This window comes from Veillonella sp. 3891, from assembly GCF_003992315.1.
Lineage (GTDB): Bacteria > Bacillota > Negativicutes > Veillonellales > Veillonellaceae > F0422.
Map to the genome: position 1 here is coordinate 60943 of NZ_RQVE01000005.1, position 20221 is coordinate 81163.

The window sequence follows — 20221 nt, forward strand, 5'->3', positions numbered from 1 at the left end:
TGCCATGGGCTTCCCTTTATGATATTTAGTTAAACCCGCCACAGGCTGCATAGCCTCACAAGTAACGACCCACGAGGCTGCATAGTCTAATTAGTGACGTTTAAAGCCTAGTTTTTCCATAATGATGAACAGCATAGGAATGATTACCACTCCAAAGAATGTAGCTGTAATCATACCAAATACTACGGTCACACCCAAGGATGCACGGGCACCAGCACCAGCTCCACTTGCCAACATCAATGGCAAACATCCAATGATGAATGCAAAGGACGTCATCAAGATAGGACGTAAACGAATCTTCGCTGCTTCAATAGCGGCATCTACATAGTTCATACCTCTTTCATCGACACGAATCTTAGCATATTCGATGATCAAGATCGCATTCTTCGCTGCCAAGCCCACTAATGTAAGCAAGCCGATTTGGAAGTAAATATCCAAGGCAAAGAAATGTGTAGATTTCATCATGGCACCAATCATATTGAATAACCATGGGGCAAGTACAGCACCAAAGATACCTGTTGGAACAGATAATAGTACTGCAAATGGTACTTTCCAAGATTCATACAAGGCAGCCAACACAAGGAATACAAAGACAATACCGAATCCAAAGATAATCAACACTTGGGATCCCGCTTTGATTTCCTCACGAGTTTGTCCACCCCAATCATAGGTATATCCTTGTGGCAATGTATTTTTCGCCACTTCTTCTAATGCTTTGATAGCATCACCAGAGCTAACACCTTGGTTAGTATTACCACCAATGCTCACTGCTGGGAAGTTGTTATATCGTGTTACCACAAAGGCAGAGGTTGTCTTCTGTGGTGTAATATATGTGTCAACTGGTACCATTTGACCTGCTGCATTACGTACTGTCAACAGATGATTCATACTTGGGTCTGTACGGAACTGATTGTCCGCTTGTAACATAACTTTATAGTTTTTACCAAACTTAGTAAAGTCATTTAACTGCATGCCACCATAATACCCTTGTAAAGCCATATAAATATCTGTCACAGCTACGCCATCACGAGCTGCTCTATCACGATTCACATCAAAATTATAGGATGGTGTAGCCGTATTGAAAGTCGTGTAAATGGTGCTGAACTCAGGACGCTTTCTAGCCTCTGCTAGGAACTGTTCTACTACCGCATTCATTTGTTCTGTATTATGACCCGCTTTATTGATGAGGTACATGGAGAAACCACCCGTCTTACCAAGACCTGGGATGGATGGTGGATTCAACGGAATAATCGTTCCTCGTGGGTCCTTAGAACCATAGATGAAAGTATTTCTAATCTTCGAACCAAGCTGTTGATCTGGTTGCGTTCTTTCATCCCAATCAATTAAGGATGTAAAGATGGCACCACCACTAGTTTGTGCCGTTCCTGACAAGACATCAAAACCTGGCACTGTGATCGTACCATTCATATCTTTATCTTCATTCAAGAAGTGACCTAAATCAGTTAACACATCTTTTGTACGGCTAGAAGTAGCCCCTGGCGGCAAGGATACCGCAACCAGAAAATAGCCACTATCTTCAGCAGGTACGAATCCACTTGGCACCATACGCATCATACCAAAAGCTGCACCTAAGAAGATAGCCAATGCCAACCATGTGGCCCATAGACGATTGGACCAACGAGCTAAAAGAATACCATATTGATCGATTCTTCGATCCAAAAATCCATTAAACCACTCCAAGAAACGACCCACTATATTAGTAGTCTCTTTTGGCTTATGTGGTTTTAACATAATACCACACAATGCAGGCGTCAATGTCAATGCTACAAAGGCAGAAATAATAACAGAAATAGCTACTGTTAAAGCGAATTGTTTATACAATACCCCCGTTAAACCACCCATGAAGGACACTGGAACGAATACGGAAATCAATACAAAGGCAATACCAATAACAGGGCCTTGTACTTTTTCCATGGCTGCTACGGTAGCCGCCTTTGGTTTCAACCCATTGTAGCGCATTTCATATTCTACAGCTTCGATTACGACGATCGCATCATCCACGACGAGACCGATCGCTAACACCATAGCTAGCAAGGTCAATGTATTAACAGTAAAGCCCATTACTTGGAACGCCGCAAAAGTACCAATCAAAGATGCTGGCACTGCAATCATTGAAATCACTGTGGACTGCCATGTTTGCAAGAACAAGTACACAATTATCGCTACGAGAATCAAGGCTTCTGCAAAAGTTTTTACTACTTCTTTCATAGAAGCTTTTACGAATTTTGTATTATCTACAATAATCTTCGCTTGCATATCTGGTGGGAATGCTTCTTCTTGTTGGTGAATAATCTCTTTTACAGCATTGATTGTTTCTAATGCATTCGCATCATTCGTTAAAGAAACAGCAAATACAGCTACTGGTTTATCATTACCCGTTTCTTTTGAAAAGCTTGTAGGCTCTACAGAATAACTTTGTGCCCCTAATTCAACACGAGCTACATCTTTTAAATGCAATAAATTATTCTTTTTATCTTTTTTAATTACGATATTTTCAAATTCTGAAATTTCAGCCAAACGACCTTGTACTTTTACAGATGTATTGAAAGCTTGATCTTTGTCAATTGGATCGGAACCTAATGCACCTGCTGCAGCCTGTTTGTTTTGACTGCGAATCGCATTGCTTACATCCGTTATCGTAACGCCATACTTAGACATTTTCGTAGGATCTAGCCAAATACGCATGGCATAGTCAGCACCGAACTCCTGCACCGTACCCACACCGTTCACAGATTGGATAGCATCCATCATATAGTTCGTAGCATAGTTTTTTAAGAAAGTTCTATCATAACTACCATTTGGAGATACCAAGGAGAATACCATAGCCATATCCCCAGATGATTTCGTAGTGGTCACGCCCACCGTTTGTACTTCGGATGGCAAGGATGCCAAGGCACGGGCTACACGGTTTTGTACGTTTACCGTATCCATATCGGCATCAGTTCCTTGCTCAAATTGAACTGTCAAGTTATAGGAACCATCCCCTGTACTCGTGGATTGCATATAATCCATATTTTGGACGCCAACGATTTGTTTTTCGATGACTGCCGCTACCGATTCGCTTACAACCTCAGCATTGGCCCCCATGTAGGCAGTACGTACCTGTACTTGCGGTGGAGAAATCTGTGGATATCTGTCGATCGGCAGTTTTGATAAGGAAATCAACCCTAGCAATGTAATGATAATAGAGATTACGATGGCAAAGATAGGGCGATTAATAAAGAATTTTGACACAATATCACCCTAATTACCTTTCTCAATATCTTCTTTGCTTAATAAAGTTGCTTTTACTTCTGCGCCATTTTTCGCTTTTGTTAAGCCATCTACAACGATTTCATCGCCTACTGTTAAACCTTTACCATCTTTGGAAGGACGAATGATGGTGTATTTACCACTGGTACCACTTGTTGTGACAGGCACTTGTTCTACTTTACCATCTCGGATGACCATCACAAATGTTTTATCCAATACTTGTAATAAAGCACGAGATGGCACTAAGATAGCGCCTTGAATAGTTTCACCGCTAGTAATAACGGATGCATACATATTTGGTAACAACATATGATTTGGATTTGGGAATGCTGCTTTTAAAATCAGCTGACCTGTACCGCTATCTAAGTTTTTGGCAGCTTCCACAATGCGACCTTTAATTGTGCTTACAATTTTGTGATTATCATCATAGGTACCATAGATTTCACCATTGGACAATTTCAATTCTACTTCGCCATCTACAGAACGATGTGCTTTTTTATATTCTAAGTACTCTGCTTCACTCATACTAAATTGTACATATACTGGATCGGTAGAGTTCAATGTGACAAGTGCTGTTTGTCCAGCTGTAACGAATGTACCTAAATCTACATCATCCATTTCCAATGTACCATCAAATGGCGCATATACAACCGTATCTTGTAAATTATTTTCCGCTAAGCGGATTTGTGCTTCCATAGCTTCTAAGGCTGCGCGATTTTGTGCAGCCACACTAGCTTGTGTATCCAGTGTTTGGCGGGCAATGGCATCTTCATTTGCTAATGTTTGATAGCGCTGTAAATCGACTTGAGAGTTTTGGTACGCTGCGCTAGATCGTGCTGCATTGGCTTGTGCACTAGCTAGGTTCGCTTCGTATTGACGTCCATCGAGACGATACAATGCTTGACCGGCTTTTACCGTGTCGCCCCCTTTTACATATTTTTCAACAACTCGACCGGATACATTCGCTCGAATCACAATAGAATTTTGTGCCAATACAGTACCATTGAAAGATTCTTGTACATTTGTATCAGTAGCTGTGATTTTATAGGAGTTAACCTCCGTTGGACCTTGCCCCGGAGCTTGTCCACCACAACCAGATACAAGTACAAGGGCTGCCAAGCTAGCTGCCACTAAACCATTATACGCTTGTTTTTTCATTCATTTCACCCTTATTTGTAATACCCTGTAATATAACTGAAATAACCTTTGGCATATATTTATAAATATCCTCATGATGATTGGAGCTTTCAAACACAATGCGTCGTACAGCACCTTGCAACATCATAATGATAATATCAACATCCACATAGCGAGCAATAGTTCCTTGCTCTTGTTGGTGTAGTAAATAGTGTTTAAGTAAGTCCCAATCTTTCTTGAACAAAGTTTTCAACGTTTCTTGTAGTTGCGGTATATAAGAAGATTTCTATGAAAGATTCTCCACTGAAAGCCGCATACAAATTTGATCGTACTCTAAAATACCTATTTAATACTTCTTCTACAGTAAGACTTTTATTGTTCACAATATTCTCATGCTGTCTGTAAAAGTCTTCTGCCCCATGGACTAAAATGGTTTCTACAATTTCATGTTTAGAACGAAATTGTTCATACAACGTACGTTTACTAATAGTCAATGCTTTTGCTAAATCATCCATGCGGAATGATATGCCTTGCTCTTCAATCATTATGGCCGCCGCTGCTAAAATTTTCTCCTTAACGGTAACCAATATAGCCCTCCTTTCATACTCTCTTTTATATCTATTAAAACTCAAAGTATACTACTCAGTACCACTCTTTAGTTTACTTAAAATAAGAACAAATGTCAAACTAAGAAAGTAACCAATCGACTAGACTAATTACATGTATACCCTCATAATCATCGTCTAAAGCTAAGTCCATAGAAAGCACTATTTTTTTATAGTTATTAGGAATTTTTTGTAACGGTTTTAACTCTCTTTGTCTCACTGTTTCATCTTTCATTGTTTCAGTGACTTGAATATATAGCTTTTCCGTTGCGGTTGTCGCTATAAAGTCCACTTCTAATGTATCTACCTTACCGATAGCTACATCATATCCTCTTCGCAACAGTTCAAGATACACTACATTTTCTAATGCATGTCCTCTATCCCTATCACGGACACCTAATAAATAGTTTCGTAATCCCATATCAACAATGTAGTACTTCCCCAATGTACGCAGATATTCTTTTCCTTTTATATCAAATCGTTTGACATCATAAAACAGATAGGTTTCTTTCAGCGCACCTATATAGGCAGCAATCGTTTGATTGGCTGGTTTTCCTTGTTTTTCACGATTAACGATCATCTGTTCCGATACAAGAGTATTACTAATAGAGTTAAATGATGTTGTATTCCCAATATTATCTGCTAAAAATAAAATTATTTTTCTAAGCAGTTCTGCATCTGTAATTTGTCTTCCTTTTCGGTTTCTTTCACGCTCTAAAATATCCCGTACCACTACAGTAGAATATACACCATCTAACAATATGAAAGCCTTGTCCTGTTCTAATCCTACATCAGCAATCCCTGGCATGCCCCCATACCGCATATAGGCATCGAACAAATCACCTAGTTCTACAATATCTTGTTGCGCATTGACAGCACGTTTCTTACTATGTCCCATAGGAGTTTTATATTCTGTAACTCTATATCCGTGAAAGTCAATAAATTCGCTAAAAGATAAAGGATACATTTTGATTTCCACATATCTGCCAGATAAATATGTAGAATATTCCGATGATAACAAATAGGAATTGGAGCCCGTAATATAAATATCACAATTAAAATCTACTCGGAATGAATTAATAGCTAGTTCCCATTGATCTATCTTTTGAAGTTCATCAAAAAATAAATAGTATGTATGGTCTGTAGTAATTTTATCTTTTACATAATTGTATAAATCCTTATAGGTCATTTCTTGAAATGTTAAGGACTCAAAATTAATCGCTATAATTTGTTCTTCTGGGATTCCTTGCTGTATTAAATATTCCTGCATTAAAAGCAGTAAGCTAGATTTTCCACAACGTCTAATTCCAGTGATGACTTTGACAGGTTCTATATCTTTAAACGAAATAAGCTGATCTAAATAATTTTGACGTACTTTTAATGGTTTTCTGTGGTTCATAAGTCACCCTCCTTTTTACTTATTATACCCCAAACTTCCATTTTTATAAAGTTTAGGTTATCAATACCCCAAACTTTTAATTTTTCAGAGTTTAGGGTATTGATAGCCCAAATTTGTAAACAAAAAAATGCCACGTCATAGCGCAGCATTTTTTGTAAAACTAGGTTAGTTATCCCATACTTTCGGTATATAGTATTCTGTAAATAATTTGATCGCATAGTTGTCCGTCAAACCCGCCACATAGTCTACGATATCTTGGTCTGTGATGGGATTGTCATGGTGGATTTCATGGCGGATCGCCTCAGGGTGTTCCTTATAGTACATGAATAGATGTTTCACTACATAATCACCTTTATTCCGATCTGGAATTAACGAAGGAGCTCGATAAACCCGTTCAAACATGAAACGACGGAAAATATTCATAGTTTCCACGCCACGGTCAGACATAGATATAACTGGTTGATCCATAGAGGATGTCACCATATCTGTGACCATAGCAGTAATCATTTTAGAATGGGTATCTCCAAAGACTTGCACTACTTCTTTCGGTAAATCATCAACCCTGAGCATATGTGCCCGTAAGGCATCATCAAAGTCATGACATAAATAAGCGATACGATCTGCAGTACGTATAATTTGCCCTTCTAGGGTAACAGGTATATGAGAACCTGTATGCCCTAAAATACCATCACGAACCGCAGTAGTTAAGTTTAACCCTTGACCGTTCTTTTCAATACTTTCCACCATGCGCAAGCTTTGCTCATTATGATTAAAGTGACCTACCATATCACGAAGAGCATATTCCCCTACATGTCCAAATGGTGTATGCCCCACATCATGGCCCATTGCAATAGCTTCTGTCAAATCTTCATTCAAACGTAAGGCTCGAGCGATAGTACGTCCAATTTGACCTACTTCTAAGGTATGTGTCATACGAGTCCGATAATGGTCTCCTGGAGCAATATATACTTGCGTTTTATGTTTTAATCGACGGAAACATTTGCTGTGCAAAATACGATCTCGGTCTCGTTGAAAGTCCGTTCGATATGGATCAGGCTCTTCCTCACGATCACGCACTGCTTCTCTACTCTTAGCCGCATAAGGGCTTAAGATAGCATATTCCCGCTCTTCCAACATCTCTCGAATACTCATATGACACCTCCCACCTTAACGTGTATCCATGACACGATTTTTCTGAATAATTTGCATCACCATGCCTGCGGTTTCCTCGATAGATTTATTTGTTACATCAAGCACAGGGCAATGCAAGCGTCTCATCACAGTTTTAGCGTAATTTAATTCTTCTTCGATACGGCTTACATTAGCATAATTAGCATCAGAATGCAATCCCATCGTACGAAGACGTTCTTCACGGATATTATTCAATTTGAAAGGATCAATAATTAATCCTACAATTTTACGGCCTGGTATTTGAAATAATTCCTCTGGCAAGGGCACTTCTGGTACTAGCGGTAAATTGGCAGCTTTAATTTTTTTATAGGCTAAGAACATAGATAATGGCGTTTTACTTGTACGAGAAATACCAATAATGACAATATCTGCTTTTTCAAAGCCTTTTGGATTTTTACCATCGTCATATTTCACGGCAAATTCAATGGCCTCTACCTTTTTGAAATATTCTTGATCTAGCTTATGAATCATACCAGGGGCCAATCTAGGCTCTGTATCTGTCATAGTTCCTACTGCATTCATGACCGGTCCCATAATATCTACGGCTTGTACCCCTTGTGCTTTGCAAGCTGTATCTAAATAAGACCGCAATGTTGGTGATACAATAGTATGGCAGATGACATGTCCGCCTGTAGCGGCTTCTTTCACCACTTCATTGATTTGTAATTCATCATTAATATAAGGCACGCGAACGATATCAATCGTTTCTTTATCATATTGACTTGCCGTAGCACGTGCTACCGATTCAGCTGTTTCCCCTAGGGAGTCAGAAATTGCATAAATAATTTTAGCCATAATTACTCCTATCGTTTTCCACAGTCCCAAAATAAACGTGTTACTGTTGTTTTAGAAATACGACCTACTACACGATATTCTTTGCTTGTCTCTAATAATACCTTATCTACCACAGGGACGCAATCTATTTCAAAATCAATCATCCGTTCTACGGCTTCCACAACAGGCATATCTGGATATGCTACTACGACTTTACTAGTGGGTGTCATAATCATAGAAATAGGCATAGTATTTAAATCAGATCCGCCAAGAGAGGCACGCAATAAATCTTTACGAGAAACCACTCCTTTTAATATACCATCATCGCAGATTAAGATAGTTCCTACATCTTCTGTGAACATAGTAACAATTGTGTCATATACGGATGCTGTAGAGCTGACTGCTACCACACTGGACATAACTTGTGCTACTGTAAAACTATTAATCTCAGCAGCTAAAGGATTATTTGCCACTTTACCAACATAGTAATACCCTACCTTTGGCCGTGCATCTAAAATGCCCATCATCGTCAAGACTGTTAAGTCCGATCGCAATGCAGACCTTGTTAAGTCTAATTTCGTAGCGATAGCTTTTCCTGTGATAGGCCCTTCTTGTTGTACAATCGATTCTTGTCGTTTTGAAAGATTCATATTGTTACCTTTCTATGAAAAAGGAGGCTCTCCCCAGAGCCTCCTCATCTATTACCAATCTAAAGCTTCTGTATTTTGACGACCTTTGCCTGTCAAAGCATCTAACATAATACGTTGTTCTAATTGTGCCACCATTTTCTTCGTAGACACCACAGCATCTGGATTTACAGAAATAGAATCAATACCATGTTTTACTAAGAACTCACAGAACTCTGGATATACACTTGGTGCTTGTCCACAGATGGATACTGTTTTACCATCTTTGTGTGCTGTTTCAATTAAATGTTTAATCGCACGTTTTACAGCCAAGTTTCTTTCATCATAAATATGTTGTACAGTTTCATTATCCCGATCACAACCTAATACAAGCATAGTTAAATCGTTGGATCCGATAGAGTAACCATCCACATATTGATTAAATTGATCCGCCAAAATAATATTAGCAGGAATTTCAGCCATCAACCATACTTTGAAATCTGCATTACGTTGTAAGCCGTGCTCTGCCATAATACGAGTGACTTCTGCTGCTTCATTCACAGTACGGCAGAATGGAATCATAACTTGTAAATTTTTAAAACCAAATTCATTGCGTACTTTTTTGATAGCTTCTAATTCTAATAAGAAAGCTGGCGCATAGCGTTCATCATAATAGCGAGAAGCCCCACGGAATCCAAGTAGCGCGCTAGATTCTTCTGGCTCGTACTTTTCACCACCATTTAAATCACGGTATTCACTGGATTTAAAGTCACTCAAACGCAATACAACTTGTCGAGGCGCTAGGGCTGCACATACTTTACGCATACCTTCGGCTAAAGTATCGATAGCAAAATCACGACGACCCGTTTCGATTAAATGCATTGGGTGTTCATGAATAAAAGTAGTCCAAATAAATTCTTCACGCATTAAGCCGATACCATCACAAGGTAATACGCCATATTTTTCGGCTAAATCTGGATCTCCTAAGTTCATATAGATTTTAGTACCAGTAATCGGCGTTGGCTCTACATAGCGAGTTTCTGCAACAGGCTCAGCTTTTTTGGTAGCTTCTTCTAAAATACCATCATAGACAATACCATTGGTAGCATCTACGGTAATCATTTGACCATCAGTAATCGTTTTTGTCGCCTCTTCACTGCGAGATTTAGTACCTACAATACAAGGGATCCCCAACTCACGACTTACGATAGACGCATGACAAGTCATACCACCAGCATCGGTAACGATAGCTTTTGCTTTTTTCATCGCTGGTACCCAGTCAGGTGCAGTCATAGTAGTAACAAGGATTTCTCCTTCTTTGAAATCGTCGATATCTTCTGGATTTTCGATAACATGAGCACGACCTGCAGCTTTACCAGGGCTCGCTGGAAGACCTTTTACAACAATCTTTCGTTCTGTTGTAGTCGCTTCCACTACAGTTTCTTCTTTTTCTTTCTTTTGAGAGAATACAGTTTCTGGACGAGCTTGTAAGATCCATACTTTACCATCACGCTCATCAATGCCCCATTCCATATCCATGTAGCAACCATAATGTTTTTCAATTGCTTTTGCATACGTAGCCAGTTCGATGACTTGCGCATCTGTAATCACTTGTGCACGAGCTTGCTCATCAGGGATATGAATTTCTTCACAATCTCCATCAGGTTTACGAACTAACGCCACGTTTTTATCATTAATCATACGATCTGTAATTTGTAAGGTAGCTTTATCTACGGTGAAATTATCAGGTGTCACAGTCCCTTGAACTACATATTCACCAAGGCCCCAAGAACCTTCAATGATGATCGATTTATCATCGCCATTCATAATGTTCACAGAGAACATAACACCTGCTGCTTTGGAATATACCATCATTTGGATAGCAGCAGACAAGGCTACTGTCATATGATCGAACCCTTGTTTTACACGATAGTACGTAGCACGGTCTGTAAAAGTAGATGCATAGCATTCTTTAACTTTTGCAATAATCATATCTGCGCCACGAACATTTAAATATGTATCTTGTTGACCTGCAAAGCTAGCATCTGGCAAATCTTCCGCAGTAGCACTAGAACGTACTGCCACGAATGGATTTTCTTCTCCTACTTTACGAGCTAACTCTTCATAACCTTCACGAATCGCCTTAGCTAATGGAGCTGGCATTTCTTCATCCATAATCATTTGACGCACTTCTGCAGTGACCTTACGTAACAACGCAGAGTTCTCTACATCATGTAATTCTTCTAATTTAGCTTTAATACGTTCTACTAAACCAGTCTCTTCCATGAAATAGCGATAGCCATGGGCTGTCGTAGCATAACCATAAGGAACAGGCACATTCGTAGAGGAAGTCATTTCTCCTAAAGAAGAAGACTTACCACCAACAATATCCACATCCTCACGATGCAATTCATCAAACCAAAGAACATATGCAGTATCACGACTCATGATTATCCCTCCATTAGAAATAGTATTCATAATTTAAGTATATAGTACAACATATATACTAAATAGTCAAGCATAATTCTATATGTATACCTAATTGATTCAGCAGACTAACGCTGTTTTTGAAATATAGAAGAATATATGTTGCTATACTAGGCCTAATCTTTTTAAAATATCTCTAAGCATTATAAATGCTATCATAAAAGTATACAGAAATGACAATATAAGGATGTAGCACTAATAAAAAAGCACCCTATACGGGTGCTATCATAGATTGACTAGGTGGGAGTCGAACCACACGCTCCCCCCCAGAGGAACGCAGTTAGGCGTAGTAGCCTTGTGGCGATCTATTACTAATAGAATTACACAAATGCAAGAAGAGCACGGTGTGCCCCCGAACAAACATTATGAAATACCGTTTGAGAGGGGGTATACCGTGCTCTTCCCTTTTCCCTATTCAGTTAAAACGCCACAGGCTACATAAACTAACAAGAAACGATTTTGATGAATTTCCGTTTCCCAACTTGCAAGACCATACCATCTTTCAATACGATATGCTCTTCGTTGCACTTTTCACCATCAATTTTAAAGGCCCCCGCTTTAATGGATCGTCTTGCTTCCCCATTACTTGCTGTTAATCCTGCATCAGATAATAATTGTGGTACGAAAACAGGTTCTTCTGTAATAGCCACTTTATATTCTGAAATATCTGTTGGCATCGCATGTTTTTGGAACACACGAACAAACTCATCTTGACCAAAGTTGGCTGCCTCTTCACCATGGTATAAACGAACAATGGTATGAGCCAACTTCATTTTTACATCTCTTGGATGGGCTGCACCAGACTCTAAATCCTTGCTAAGTTGTTCTTGTTCTTCAATAGACATATCGGTAACAAGCATAAAGTAACGCATCATTAACTCATCTGGAATCGACATCGCTTTACCATACATTTCAGATGGAGCTTCGCTAATACCGATGTAATTGCCAAGAGATTTACTCATTTTTTGGACACCATCAAGGCCTTCCAAAATCGGCATCGTGATGATTGTTTGTTCTGGCATTCCTTCTTCGCCTTGTAGATGACGACCCATTAACAGGTTAAATGTTTGGTCAGTACCACCAAATTCTACATCTGCTTTCAAAGCAATAGAGTCATAACCTTGCATCAATGGATACATGAACTCATGAATGCTAATTGGCCGACCTTCTGTATATCGTTTATGAAAGTCATCACGTTCTAACATACGAGCTACGGTGTACTTAGATGCTAGTTTCAACACATCAGCAAAGTCTAATTTGCTCAACCATTCGCTATTAAAGCGCACTTCTGTTTTTTCAGGATCTAAGACTTTAAAGATTTGCTCTTGGTATGTTTTTGCATTGGTGATAACTTGTTCTTCTGTCAATGGTGGACGAGTTACACTTTTACCAGTAGGGTCACCGATACGAGCTGTAAAGTCGCCAATTAAGATGATAACTTTATGTCCAAAGTCTTGGAACAATTTTAACTTACGCAAGACTACAGTATGACCCAAGTGGATATCTGGAGCTGTAGGGTCCAAACCTAATTTAACAATCAATGGCGTATTGGTTGCTACGGACTTTTCAAGTTTCTTCTTAAATTCATCTTCTGGTAAAAGATCAGCTACCCCATGGGAAATGAGGCGAAACTGTTCTGCTGCACTAATCATGATTATCTCCTATATTACTGTGAACTTTTAGAGGATTTAGGGGCAATAACGGGATCTTTCCCTTTATTACTTTTTGATTTAGAGGGGCTTTCATCATTTGATGTTGTACCATCATCATTATCTAAATCTCCATCTCCATCTTTCTTGTCTTTATCGTCTTTTTTCTTGTCTTTATCATCTTTTTTCTTATCTGGATTTGTATTACCTGCATATGCCTCAGGACCTACACCATCTGGTACTGTAAAGTTAGAGGCTGGTGTATCTGCCAAAGCTGCTTGCATGTATTGTCTCCAAATTACGGCTGGTGTTTGACCACCTGTAGTCCCGTGTAATGTTTCAGAACCACTGTCATCACCCATCCAAACTACTGTCACTAAATCAGGTGTATATCCAGCAAACCAAGCATCTTTTTCTTCATCTGTGGTACCCGTTTTGCCAGCTGCAGGACGACCGAAGTAAGCGTTTCCACCTGTACCGTATTTAATAACAGATTCCAACATATTTGTCATCATATACGCATACTTTGGTTCCACCACCCGGGTTTCATCAATAGATGATTCTTCAACGATATTGCCATTACGATCTACAATTTTTGTAATGGATACAGGTTTTACTTTCACACCATTATTAGCAAGCACGCCATAGGCTACTGCCATATCTATTGGTGTAACGCCTTTCGTCAAACCACCTAAGGCTACAGCTAAGTTGTCATCACCTTTTTTATCCAATGTGGTAATACCCATTTTTTCTGCTAAATCTAGCACATTGGACATACCTACTTTATCGGCGGCCAATACAGCTACCACATTATTAGAATGTGCTACCGCATTACGCATCGTCATGGCACCTGAGTGTTTACGTGAATAGTTTTGCGGTTTCCAACCATGGAACTCCGACGGTTTATCCACATACACAGTACCTGGGTTATCGCCATGTTTTAAGGCTGCCAAATATACAAACGGTTTAAAGGATGAACCTGGTTGACGTACTGCCATAGTAGCACGGTTAAAGGAATCTGTTCCTCTACCACCCACCATGGCTACAATATGTCCATTATGAGGATTTATAGAAATCAAAGCCCCTTGTGGCTGTCGCAAACCATTTTCATCAGTATAATAATCTGGCAAGTTTTCCATCGCTTTTTCTGCAGCACGTTGGGCTTTCATGTCGATGGTGGTATAAATTTTCATACCTTCTTTATAAATTGCATTATCACCATAGCGTTCCGACACTTCATTGATGACATAGTTAACAAAGTATCCCATGCTACCATAACTATTAGTGGATTGCGGTTTATCCAACAGGTGGATATCTGCTTGTTTTGCCTCTTCTGCATCAGCTTGGGACAAGTAATCATATTTTACCATCTGCCCCAATACAACGGCTTGTCGAGCTTTTGCTGCTTTTAAATTATTAAATGGAGAGTAATAGTTAGGACTTTGTGGCAAGCCTGCTAGAATCGACATTTGTGCTAAAGATAAATCTTGTACGTCCTTACCAAAATAGACATGAGATGCTGTTTGCACACCATACGCACCTTGACCAAAGTAAATTTGGTTCATGTACATTTCTAGGATTTCTTTTTTTGTATAATGCTGTTCAATGCGCAATGCCAATAATGCTTCCATAATCTTACGCTTAAACGTACGATCTTGTGTTAAGAAAGCATTACGAGCTAGCTGTTGAGTAATGGTAGAGCCACCCTCTGCCACTCCATCATGAACAATATTTACCCATACAGCACGTAAAATACCGATAGGGTCGATGCCGTGATGACTGTAGAATCGATTATCTTCCGTAGCAATAAACGCATCTTGGAACTTTTGAGGAATATCCGCCAATTTTACTGGCAAGCGATTTTCCTCTGAATGAACGGTAGTAATCAAATCTCCATTAGCATCATAAATCTGAGATGACGCCGCAGGTTTTACATTGCCTACATCTGGTAAGGAAGACATGGTAGCGCCTAAAAAGCCACAGCCTGCTCCTGCTACAATTAATATAAATAAGATGAAGAACAACCAAAAGGAACGTTTCCATGATGATTTCTTCTTCACTGGTTTCTTTTTCACAACTCGTCTCCGAGGAGGAATGGGTCTTGATGAACTAGGATTCATATGTCACCTCTCTAAAGCTCATTATTTCCTATAGAACACCCTTAATTATACTCTATTTGCTAATGTTTGTACAAATCGAATTGCTCTCAGCGATTCTATAGGATGACTGTGGTAGCGCCAGCACCACCCTCATCTAGACTTGCTAGGTCATAACTTTTAATGCCTGGCAAGGTTCGTAAATAGTCATGAACACCCGCTCGGAGCGCACCTGTTCCTTTACCATGAACAATACGCACCGAATTTAAACCAGCTAGTATAGCTTGATCTATAAATCGTCCCACTTCTACAACGGCTTCATCTACTGTTCTACCAATAATATTTAACTCCGTAGAGGCTTGTTGTTGACGAATAACCGCCATACCAGATCGCTTCCGCTGACGATTGGACATAGGTGCAGGGTTTTCTTTACGCAATAAGGCACTAGCTTCCTCACGAGTGGCTGCCAGTAAATCTTTCTCTTTAACAGTGACCGTCAATCCATTCATATCCACTTGAATCCGCTTTCCTTGGATATCCAATATCGTCCCTAAGGATTGTAAGTTATCTAAGAACACTACATCCCCTACTTTTACCTTCGTCACATCTAAACGTTCTCGTTTTTCTATAACACCTGTAGGAACAGCTACATTGGAAACGCCTTTTCTAGCCTTAGAAATAGCATCTTGTCGCTTTTGTTTATCCGTTTCATTGAAAGAACCTTTTAACTCTTTAATGATTTGTTCACTTTCAATACGAACGGAGCGCTTCATATTTTGCGCTTCTTCACGAGCTTTTTCCAAGATTACTTTTTTCTTATCTTGTAATGCTTTTTTATCTCGCATCACTTGCGTACGCATGCGACGAACTTCTTCTTGTTCTTTTTTCAAAGCACGTTCACGCTCTTGTGTTTTTCTAAGCTCTTGATTTAACTCACGAAGCATATCTTCCATAGCACTGCGTCCATTCAACTCCCATTGTGTTCGTGCTAAGTCTACCACTTCTTGTGGTAATCCTAAACGAGCCGCAATGCTAAGTGCATGCGAACTACCTGCTACGCCAATATGTAAACGGTATGTAGGGCGTAAAGTCCTTTCATCAAACTCTACATGACCATTTTCTACGCCTTCTGTTTGGTATGCATATGTTTTTAGCTCATTATAGTGGGTACTCACCATCATGAGTGCTCCCTTTTTCCGGAAGTATTCAATAATGGCAATCCCTAAGGCACTTCCTTCTTCTGGATCCGTACCAGAACCTAATTCATCTAGTAACACTAAATCATTTGGTCCTACCTTTTTCAGTATCCGAATTACCTGCGACATATGGGCAGAGAATGTACTCAAGCTGGCTTCAATACTTTGTTCATCTCCAATATCTGCATAGATATGATGAAAGATTGGTAAGGTAGATCCGCTGTCAGCTGGAATACATAATCCACTTTGGTTCATTAACGCCAACAACCCCAATGTTTTTAGAGACACTGTTTTACCACCTGTATTGGAACCTGTAATCAACAAAATACGATACTTCGTCCCTAAAGTGATGGTAGTAGGAACTACCACATTCGGAGCTAGCATAGGATGACGCGCTTGTAGTAAATTCACTTCTCGACCTTGACTGATGATGGCACGGACGGCTTTCATCCGTATGGCTAATTCTGCTTTTCCATAGACAAATTCTACATGGGATACACGTTTACATGCATCTAATAATGTATCTGCATGAGCTCGTACCAACTCTGTTAATTCTTTGTAAATACGAAGTACTTCCTGTTCCTCTGCTAAGGTAGCCTCTTGTAATTCATTGTTTAAATCCACCAATCGCATAGGCTCGATATATAAGGTCGCACCTGTAGCAGATCTGTCATGGATAAGACCAGGAAATGCTCCTCGGTATTCTTGTTTTACAGGAATGACGTATCGATTGTTACGCATAGTAACAATGGCTTCTTGGAAATATTTTTGATTGTCCTTATCTTGCAAAATTCGTTGTAGATCATTTTTAATAGCATTCTTTGTACGACTCATAGTTATACGTAACTGTTGTAATTTTGGTGTAGCACTATCCAATAATACACCGTACGCATCAAAAGTTCTTTCAAAGCGTTTTGTCAACTTGTCATGACTTGGTAAATCCTGCACCCACAAAGATAGTAATGGGTAAAGCAAATATTTTTCTTTAAAAAAACGATGCATCCGATTATACGCTAAAATCGTAGTGTGTAAATCCCATAGCTCTTCACGAGTCAAAATAATTTCTTTACGACTCTTGGAGCAAGTGGTGCGAATATCCTTCGTGCCACTGATGGGTTGCTCCACTTCTTGCTCTAAGGAACGTATAGCTTCCACTGTTTCATCTAGAGCATCTTCAATTTTTTGACGGTTGTGCATAGGTTGCAGATTAAGTGCATATTCTTTAGCGATAGCAGAGGAACACACATCCGCTAACTTTTGCCGTATATGTTGAAAGTCTAAGACTTGTTCACTATTCATTATGATTCCCCTAAAATTCCTTTAAAAAAGTGTCCCCGTGTAATATGTGTAGCTCCTTCTTTGCTCGGTGCTTTCACAGACCCCTCCAGTAATTGGTGATACATACTCATCTCTTTAGCAATCCATTTAGGAGTTCGTTGTCTTCCATCAATCACTAAGCGCTGCAATCCAGAACGTCGTAAGTCATCAATATAGCTTTTCATATCTAATTCTCGACTATTCATAATATGGGTACGGCAAAATGGATCTGTATAGATAGGAAATAACTCACCTTTTCTATCCTGTAAGGCATAGTCTTTTTTCGTGCACACCAATGGACACCCCCGTTTATACCCAGTGCCTGCAAAGCTACTGATTGGACAATACTCTGAAATCATCAATTCTACACGGCCCTGTACAATAGCACCAATAGGCATAATCCCTTTATTTGCCATCGTATTCATTTGACGTAATGTAGCCTCTAAGGATACATTGACAGTACTAAATCCTAAATCATTTAGTATACCTAATGTGTGAGAGTTAAACGTTTGCAATCCCGTATCACCTTCCACTACACCTGTATATCCCAATTGATGTAACACTTCCAAAGCGCCTAAGAAATGCACTCGAATTCCATCTGGCTTGGCTTGTACCATGTGAGCTACCATTTCCTTAAATGCTGTACTTTCATTATCCTTAATTACCCTCGGCGTACTAAAGATAATTCTTTTATTAGCATCTCGGCAAAGCTGTACAATCTCCTCATAGGCCGTCTGTGCCACAGGGATTCTATGTAATGGATCTCCAAATACAATGCGGTCTACTGGTGTCTTGACTGCCTGCTGAACGCCTTCTATAGAATCCACTAGGATTTCTAATTGTTTCGTATCAGATTCTAGGGTATGAACCTGCGTAAATCCTAACACCTGTCCTACAGATTGAGTCATATCCCCTAATAATTCCATCCCTCTTGGCAAGTTCGCTTTACGATCTTCCCATGATGCCACATATTGTTCTATTAGCAATTCTTCCATAGCCTCTACAGCATTTCTACGAAGACTATTTAAGACACTGCTAGGCCACATGAAAGGACCTTCTGGAACTGTTACATGATCTAAGTCAAATAAGGTATTCCCTAAACGGCCTAATTGTTCTGTAATTTTCTCCGTCGATGTCGGTTTATTATTAGCCATTTGTAATATATATTCATCAGTAACCGTTACCGTTTGACCAGACTCTAACATCATAGTCAAAGAAACAGTGCTACCTTCTTCGCCATGTAAGAACATATAGGATTTGTATTTACGAGTAAAATCTTTTAATCCCCGTTGTTTCGTATATCCCCCTTGACTGGCACGGTATACCTTGCCAGAATTCATGCTTTCATTAAGTGGAATCTTATATACCGAATGATGACCTGTCATATCTTCGGCAACTGTAATGTAGTGTACATCACCTGTATGGGCAATGACCTTCAGTAAATCTCCTACAGCAATTGTTTCTGTAGTTTCTATCGTCAAACTACGTCCTTTAACATATCCATCCCCAAGGTATTTCCCTAAATGGTTAGGTGCACTGATGGTCATCATGGACTTGGAACCATTATTTTCTAAATAGGCAGTCGAAAAGCCACGATTAAATCCCTCTTCCAAACGAGCAAAATCTTCTGCAGTAGCCTGTCCGGTACGATCGATAATGGTCCGATAGGTACCAATCACTTCATGTACATAGGATACCTTTTTCATGCGACCTTCTACTTTGAAAGAGGCCACACCAGCTTCTATGAGTTCTTTCATATACGCACTATAGTTCAAATCCTTAGGGCTCATAATATAGGTTTCTTTATCATGGGTGATCTGCTCACCATCTACTGTAACCAGTTGATACGGCAATCGACACGGCTGTGCACAAGAACCCCTATTCCCACTGCGCCCACCGATAAAACTACTCATCAAACATTGTCCGGAATAAGAAATACAAAGAGCTCCATGAATAAAGACTTCAATTTCCGCTTTTGCATGTTTACAAATATGACGGATCTCATCTAAACTTAATTCCCTAGATAAAACAACTCTAGTAAATCCCAATCGTTCTAAAAATTGTACAGTCTCCAAATTAGTAGCTGTCATTTGTGTACTACCGTGTAACTCTAAGGTAGGTGCTACTTGTCGTGCTATTCTTGCAACACCAAGATCTTGCACAATAATGCCATCTACACCAATGCGTTCTAACTCCCGTAGATGCTCTGCCAAAGCTTTGCTTTCACGGTCACCTACTAGAATATTCACAGTTACATAAATACCCACTTGTAATATATGTGCTAGGCGCAAAGCCTCTCGCAACTCATCATAGTCAAAATTTCCTGCATGAGAGCGCGCATTAAAGACCTTACCGCCTAAATAAATGGCATCAGCCCCTGCTTCAAGGGCGGCCATAAAGTTTTCCATTGTCCCTGCTGGGGCTAATAATTCCATCACAACTCCTTATAATAAATCGGTCATCCCATAAGA

13 protein-coding genes are annotated in these 20221 nt (G+C 39.6%); all 13 read right to left on the reverse strand.

Features of this window, described 5'->3' with window-relative positions; genetic code table 11:
• Window positions 1-90: 90 nt before the first annotated feature.
• The 13 genes from EO118_RS04035 to EO118_RS04095 all read right to left on the reverse strand — a co-directional run bounded on the left by EO118_RS04035 (window position 91) and on the right by EO118_RS04095 (window position 20185).
• The gene (locus EO118_RS04035; protein ID WP_127068752.1) at window positions 91-3255 is read right to left on the reverse strand and encodes an efflux RND transporter permease subunit; all 3165 of its coding nucleotides are present in this window, start codon (window positions 3253-3255) and stop codon (window positions 91-93) included.
• 9 nt (window positions 3256-3264) lie between these two features.
• Window positions 3265-4431 (reverse strand): efflux RND transporter periplasmic adaptor subunit, encoded by a 1167-nt coding sequence (locus EO118_RS04040; protein ID WP_009354038.1) that lies wholly within the window; start codon window positions 4429-4431, stop codon window positions 3265-3267.
• Entirely contained in the window at window positions 4412-4654 is a 243-nt protein-coding gene (locus EO118_RS04045; protein WP_127009420.1) for a hypothetical protein, read from the reverse strand. Before EO118_RS04045 ends, EO118_RS04040 begins: the two co-directional genes overlap by 20 nt.
• Window positions 4626-4997: a TetR/AcrR family transcriptional regulator gene (locus tag EO118_RS04050; protein WP_127009421.1), complete on the reverse strand. Its 372-nt coding sequence runs from the start codon at window positions 4995-4997 to the stop codon at window positions 4626-4628. Before EO118_RS04050 ends, EO118_RS04045 begins: the two co-directional genes overlap by 29 nt.
• Window positions 4998-5097: 100 nt before the next feature.
• On the reverse strand, window positions 5098-6414 hold the full coding sequence (locus EO118_RS04055) for an ATP-binding protein (RefSeq protein ID WP_127068753.1): 1317 nt from the start codon (window positions 6412-6414) through the stop codon (window positions 5098-5100).
• A 165-nt stretch (window positions 6415-6579) separates the two neighbouring features.
• A complete protein-coding gene (locus tag EO118_RS04060; protein ID WP_127068754.1) occupies window positions 6580-7566 on the reverse strand; it encodes a deoxyguanosinetriphosphate triphosphohydrolase in 987 nt (328 codons plus the stop codon).
• Between the two features lie 15 nt (window positions 7567-7581).
• Window positions 7582-8400, reverse strand: coding sequence for a pyruvate, water dikinase regulatory protein (locus tag EO118_RS04065; RefSeq protein ID WP_164723850.1), 819 nt, complete (start codon window positions 8398-8400; stop codon window positions 7582-7584).
• Window positions 8401-8408: 8 nt separating this feature from the next.
• Entirely contained in the window at window positions 8409-9029 is a 621-nt protein-coding gene (locus EO118_RS04070) for a CBS domain-containing protein (protein WP_127068755.1), read from the reverse strand.
• Window positions 9030-9080: 51 nt separating this feature from the next.
• A complete protein-coding gene (gene ppsA / locus EO118_RS04075; protein ID WP_127068756.1) occupies window positions 9081-11453 on the reverse strand; it encodes a phosphoenolpyruvate synthase in 2373 nt (790 codons plus the stop codon).
• A gap of 482 nt (window positions 11454-11935) precedes the next feature.
• Window positions 11936-13144 carry a tyrosine--tRNA ligase gene (tyrS, locus tag EO118_RS04080; protein ID WP_127068757.1) on the reverse strand — a complete coding sequence of 403 codons (1209 nt, stop codon included), beginning with the start codon at window positions 13142-13144 and terminating at the stop codon, window positions 11936-11938.
• A gap of 14 nt (window positions 13145-13158) precedes the next feature.
• Window positions 13159-15261 carry a transglycosylase domain-containing protein gene (locus EO118_RS04085; RefSeq protein WP_127068758.1) on the reverse strand — a complete coding sequence of 701 codons (2103 nt, stop codon included), beginning with the start codon at window positions 15259-15261 and terminating at the stop codon, window positions 13159-13161.
• A gap of 95 nt (window positions 15262-15356) precedes the next feature.
• Complete coding sequence (locus EO118_RS04090) at window positions 15357-17732, reverse strand: endonuclease MutS2 (RefSeq protein ID WP_127068759.1); 2376 nt, start codon at window positions 17730-17732, stop codon at window positions 15357-15359.
• Window positions 17732-20185 (reverse strand): DUF3656 domain-containing protein, encoded by a 2454-nt coding sequence (locus EO118_RS04095; protein WP_127068760.1) that lies wholly within the window; start codon window positions 20183-20185, stop codon window positions 17732-17734. The genes EO118_RS04090 and EO118_RS04095 overlap by 1 nt, the downstream gene beginning before the upstream one ends.
• Window positions 20186-20221 lie beyond the last annotated feature (36 nt).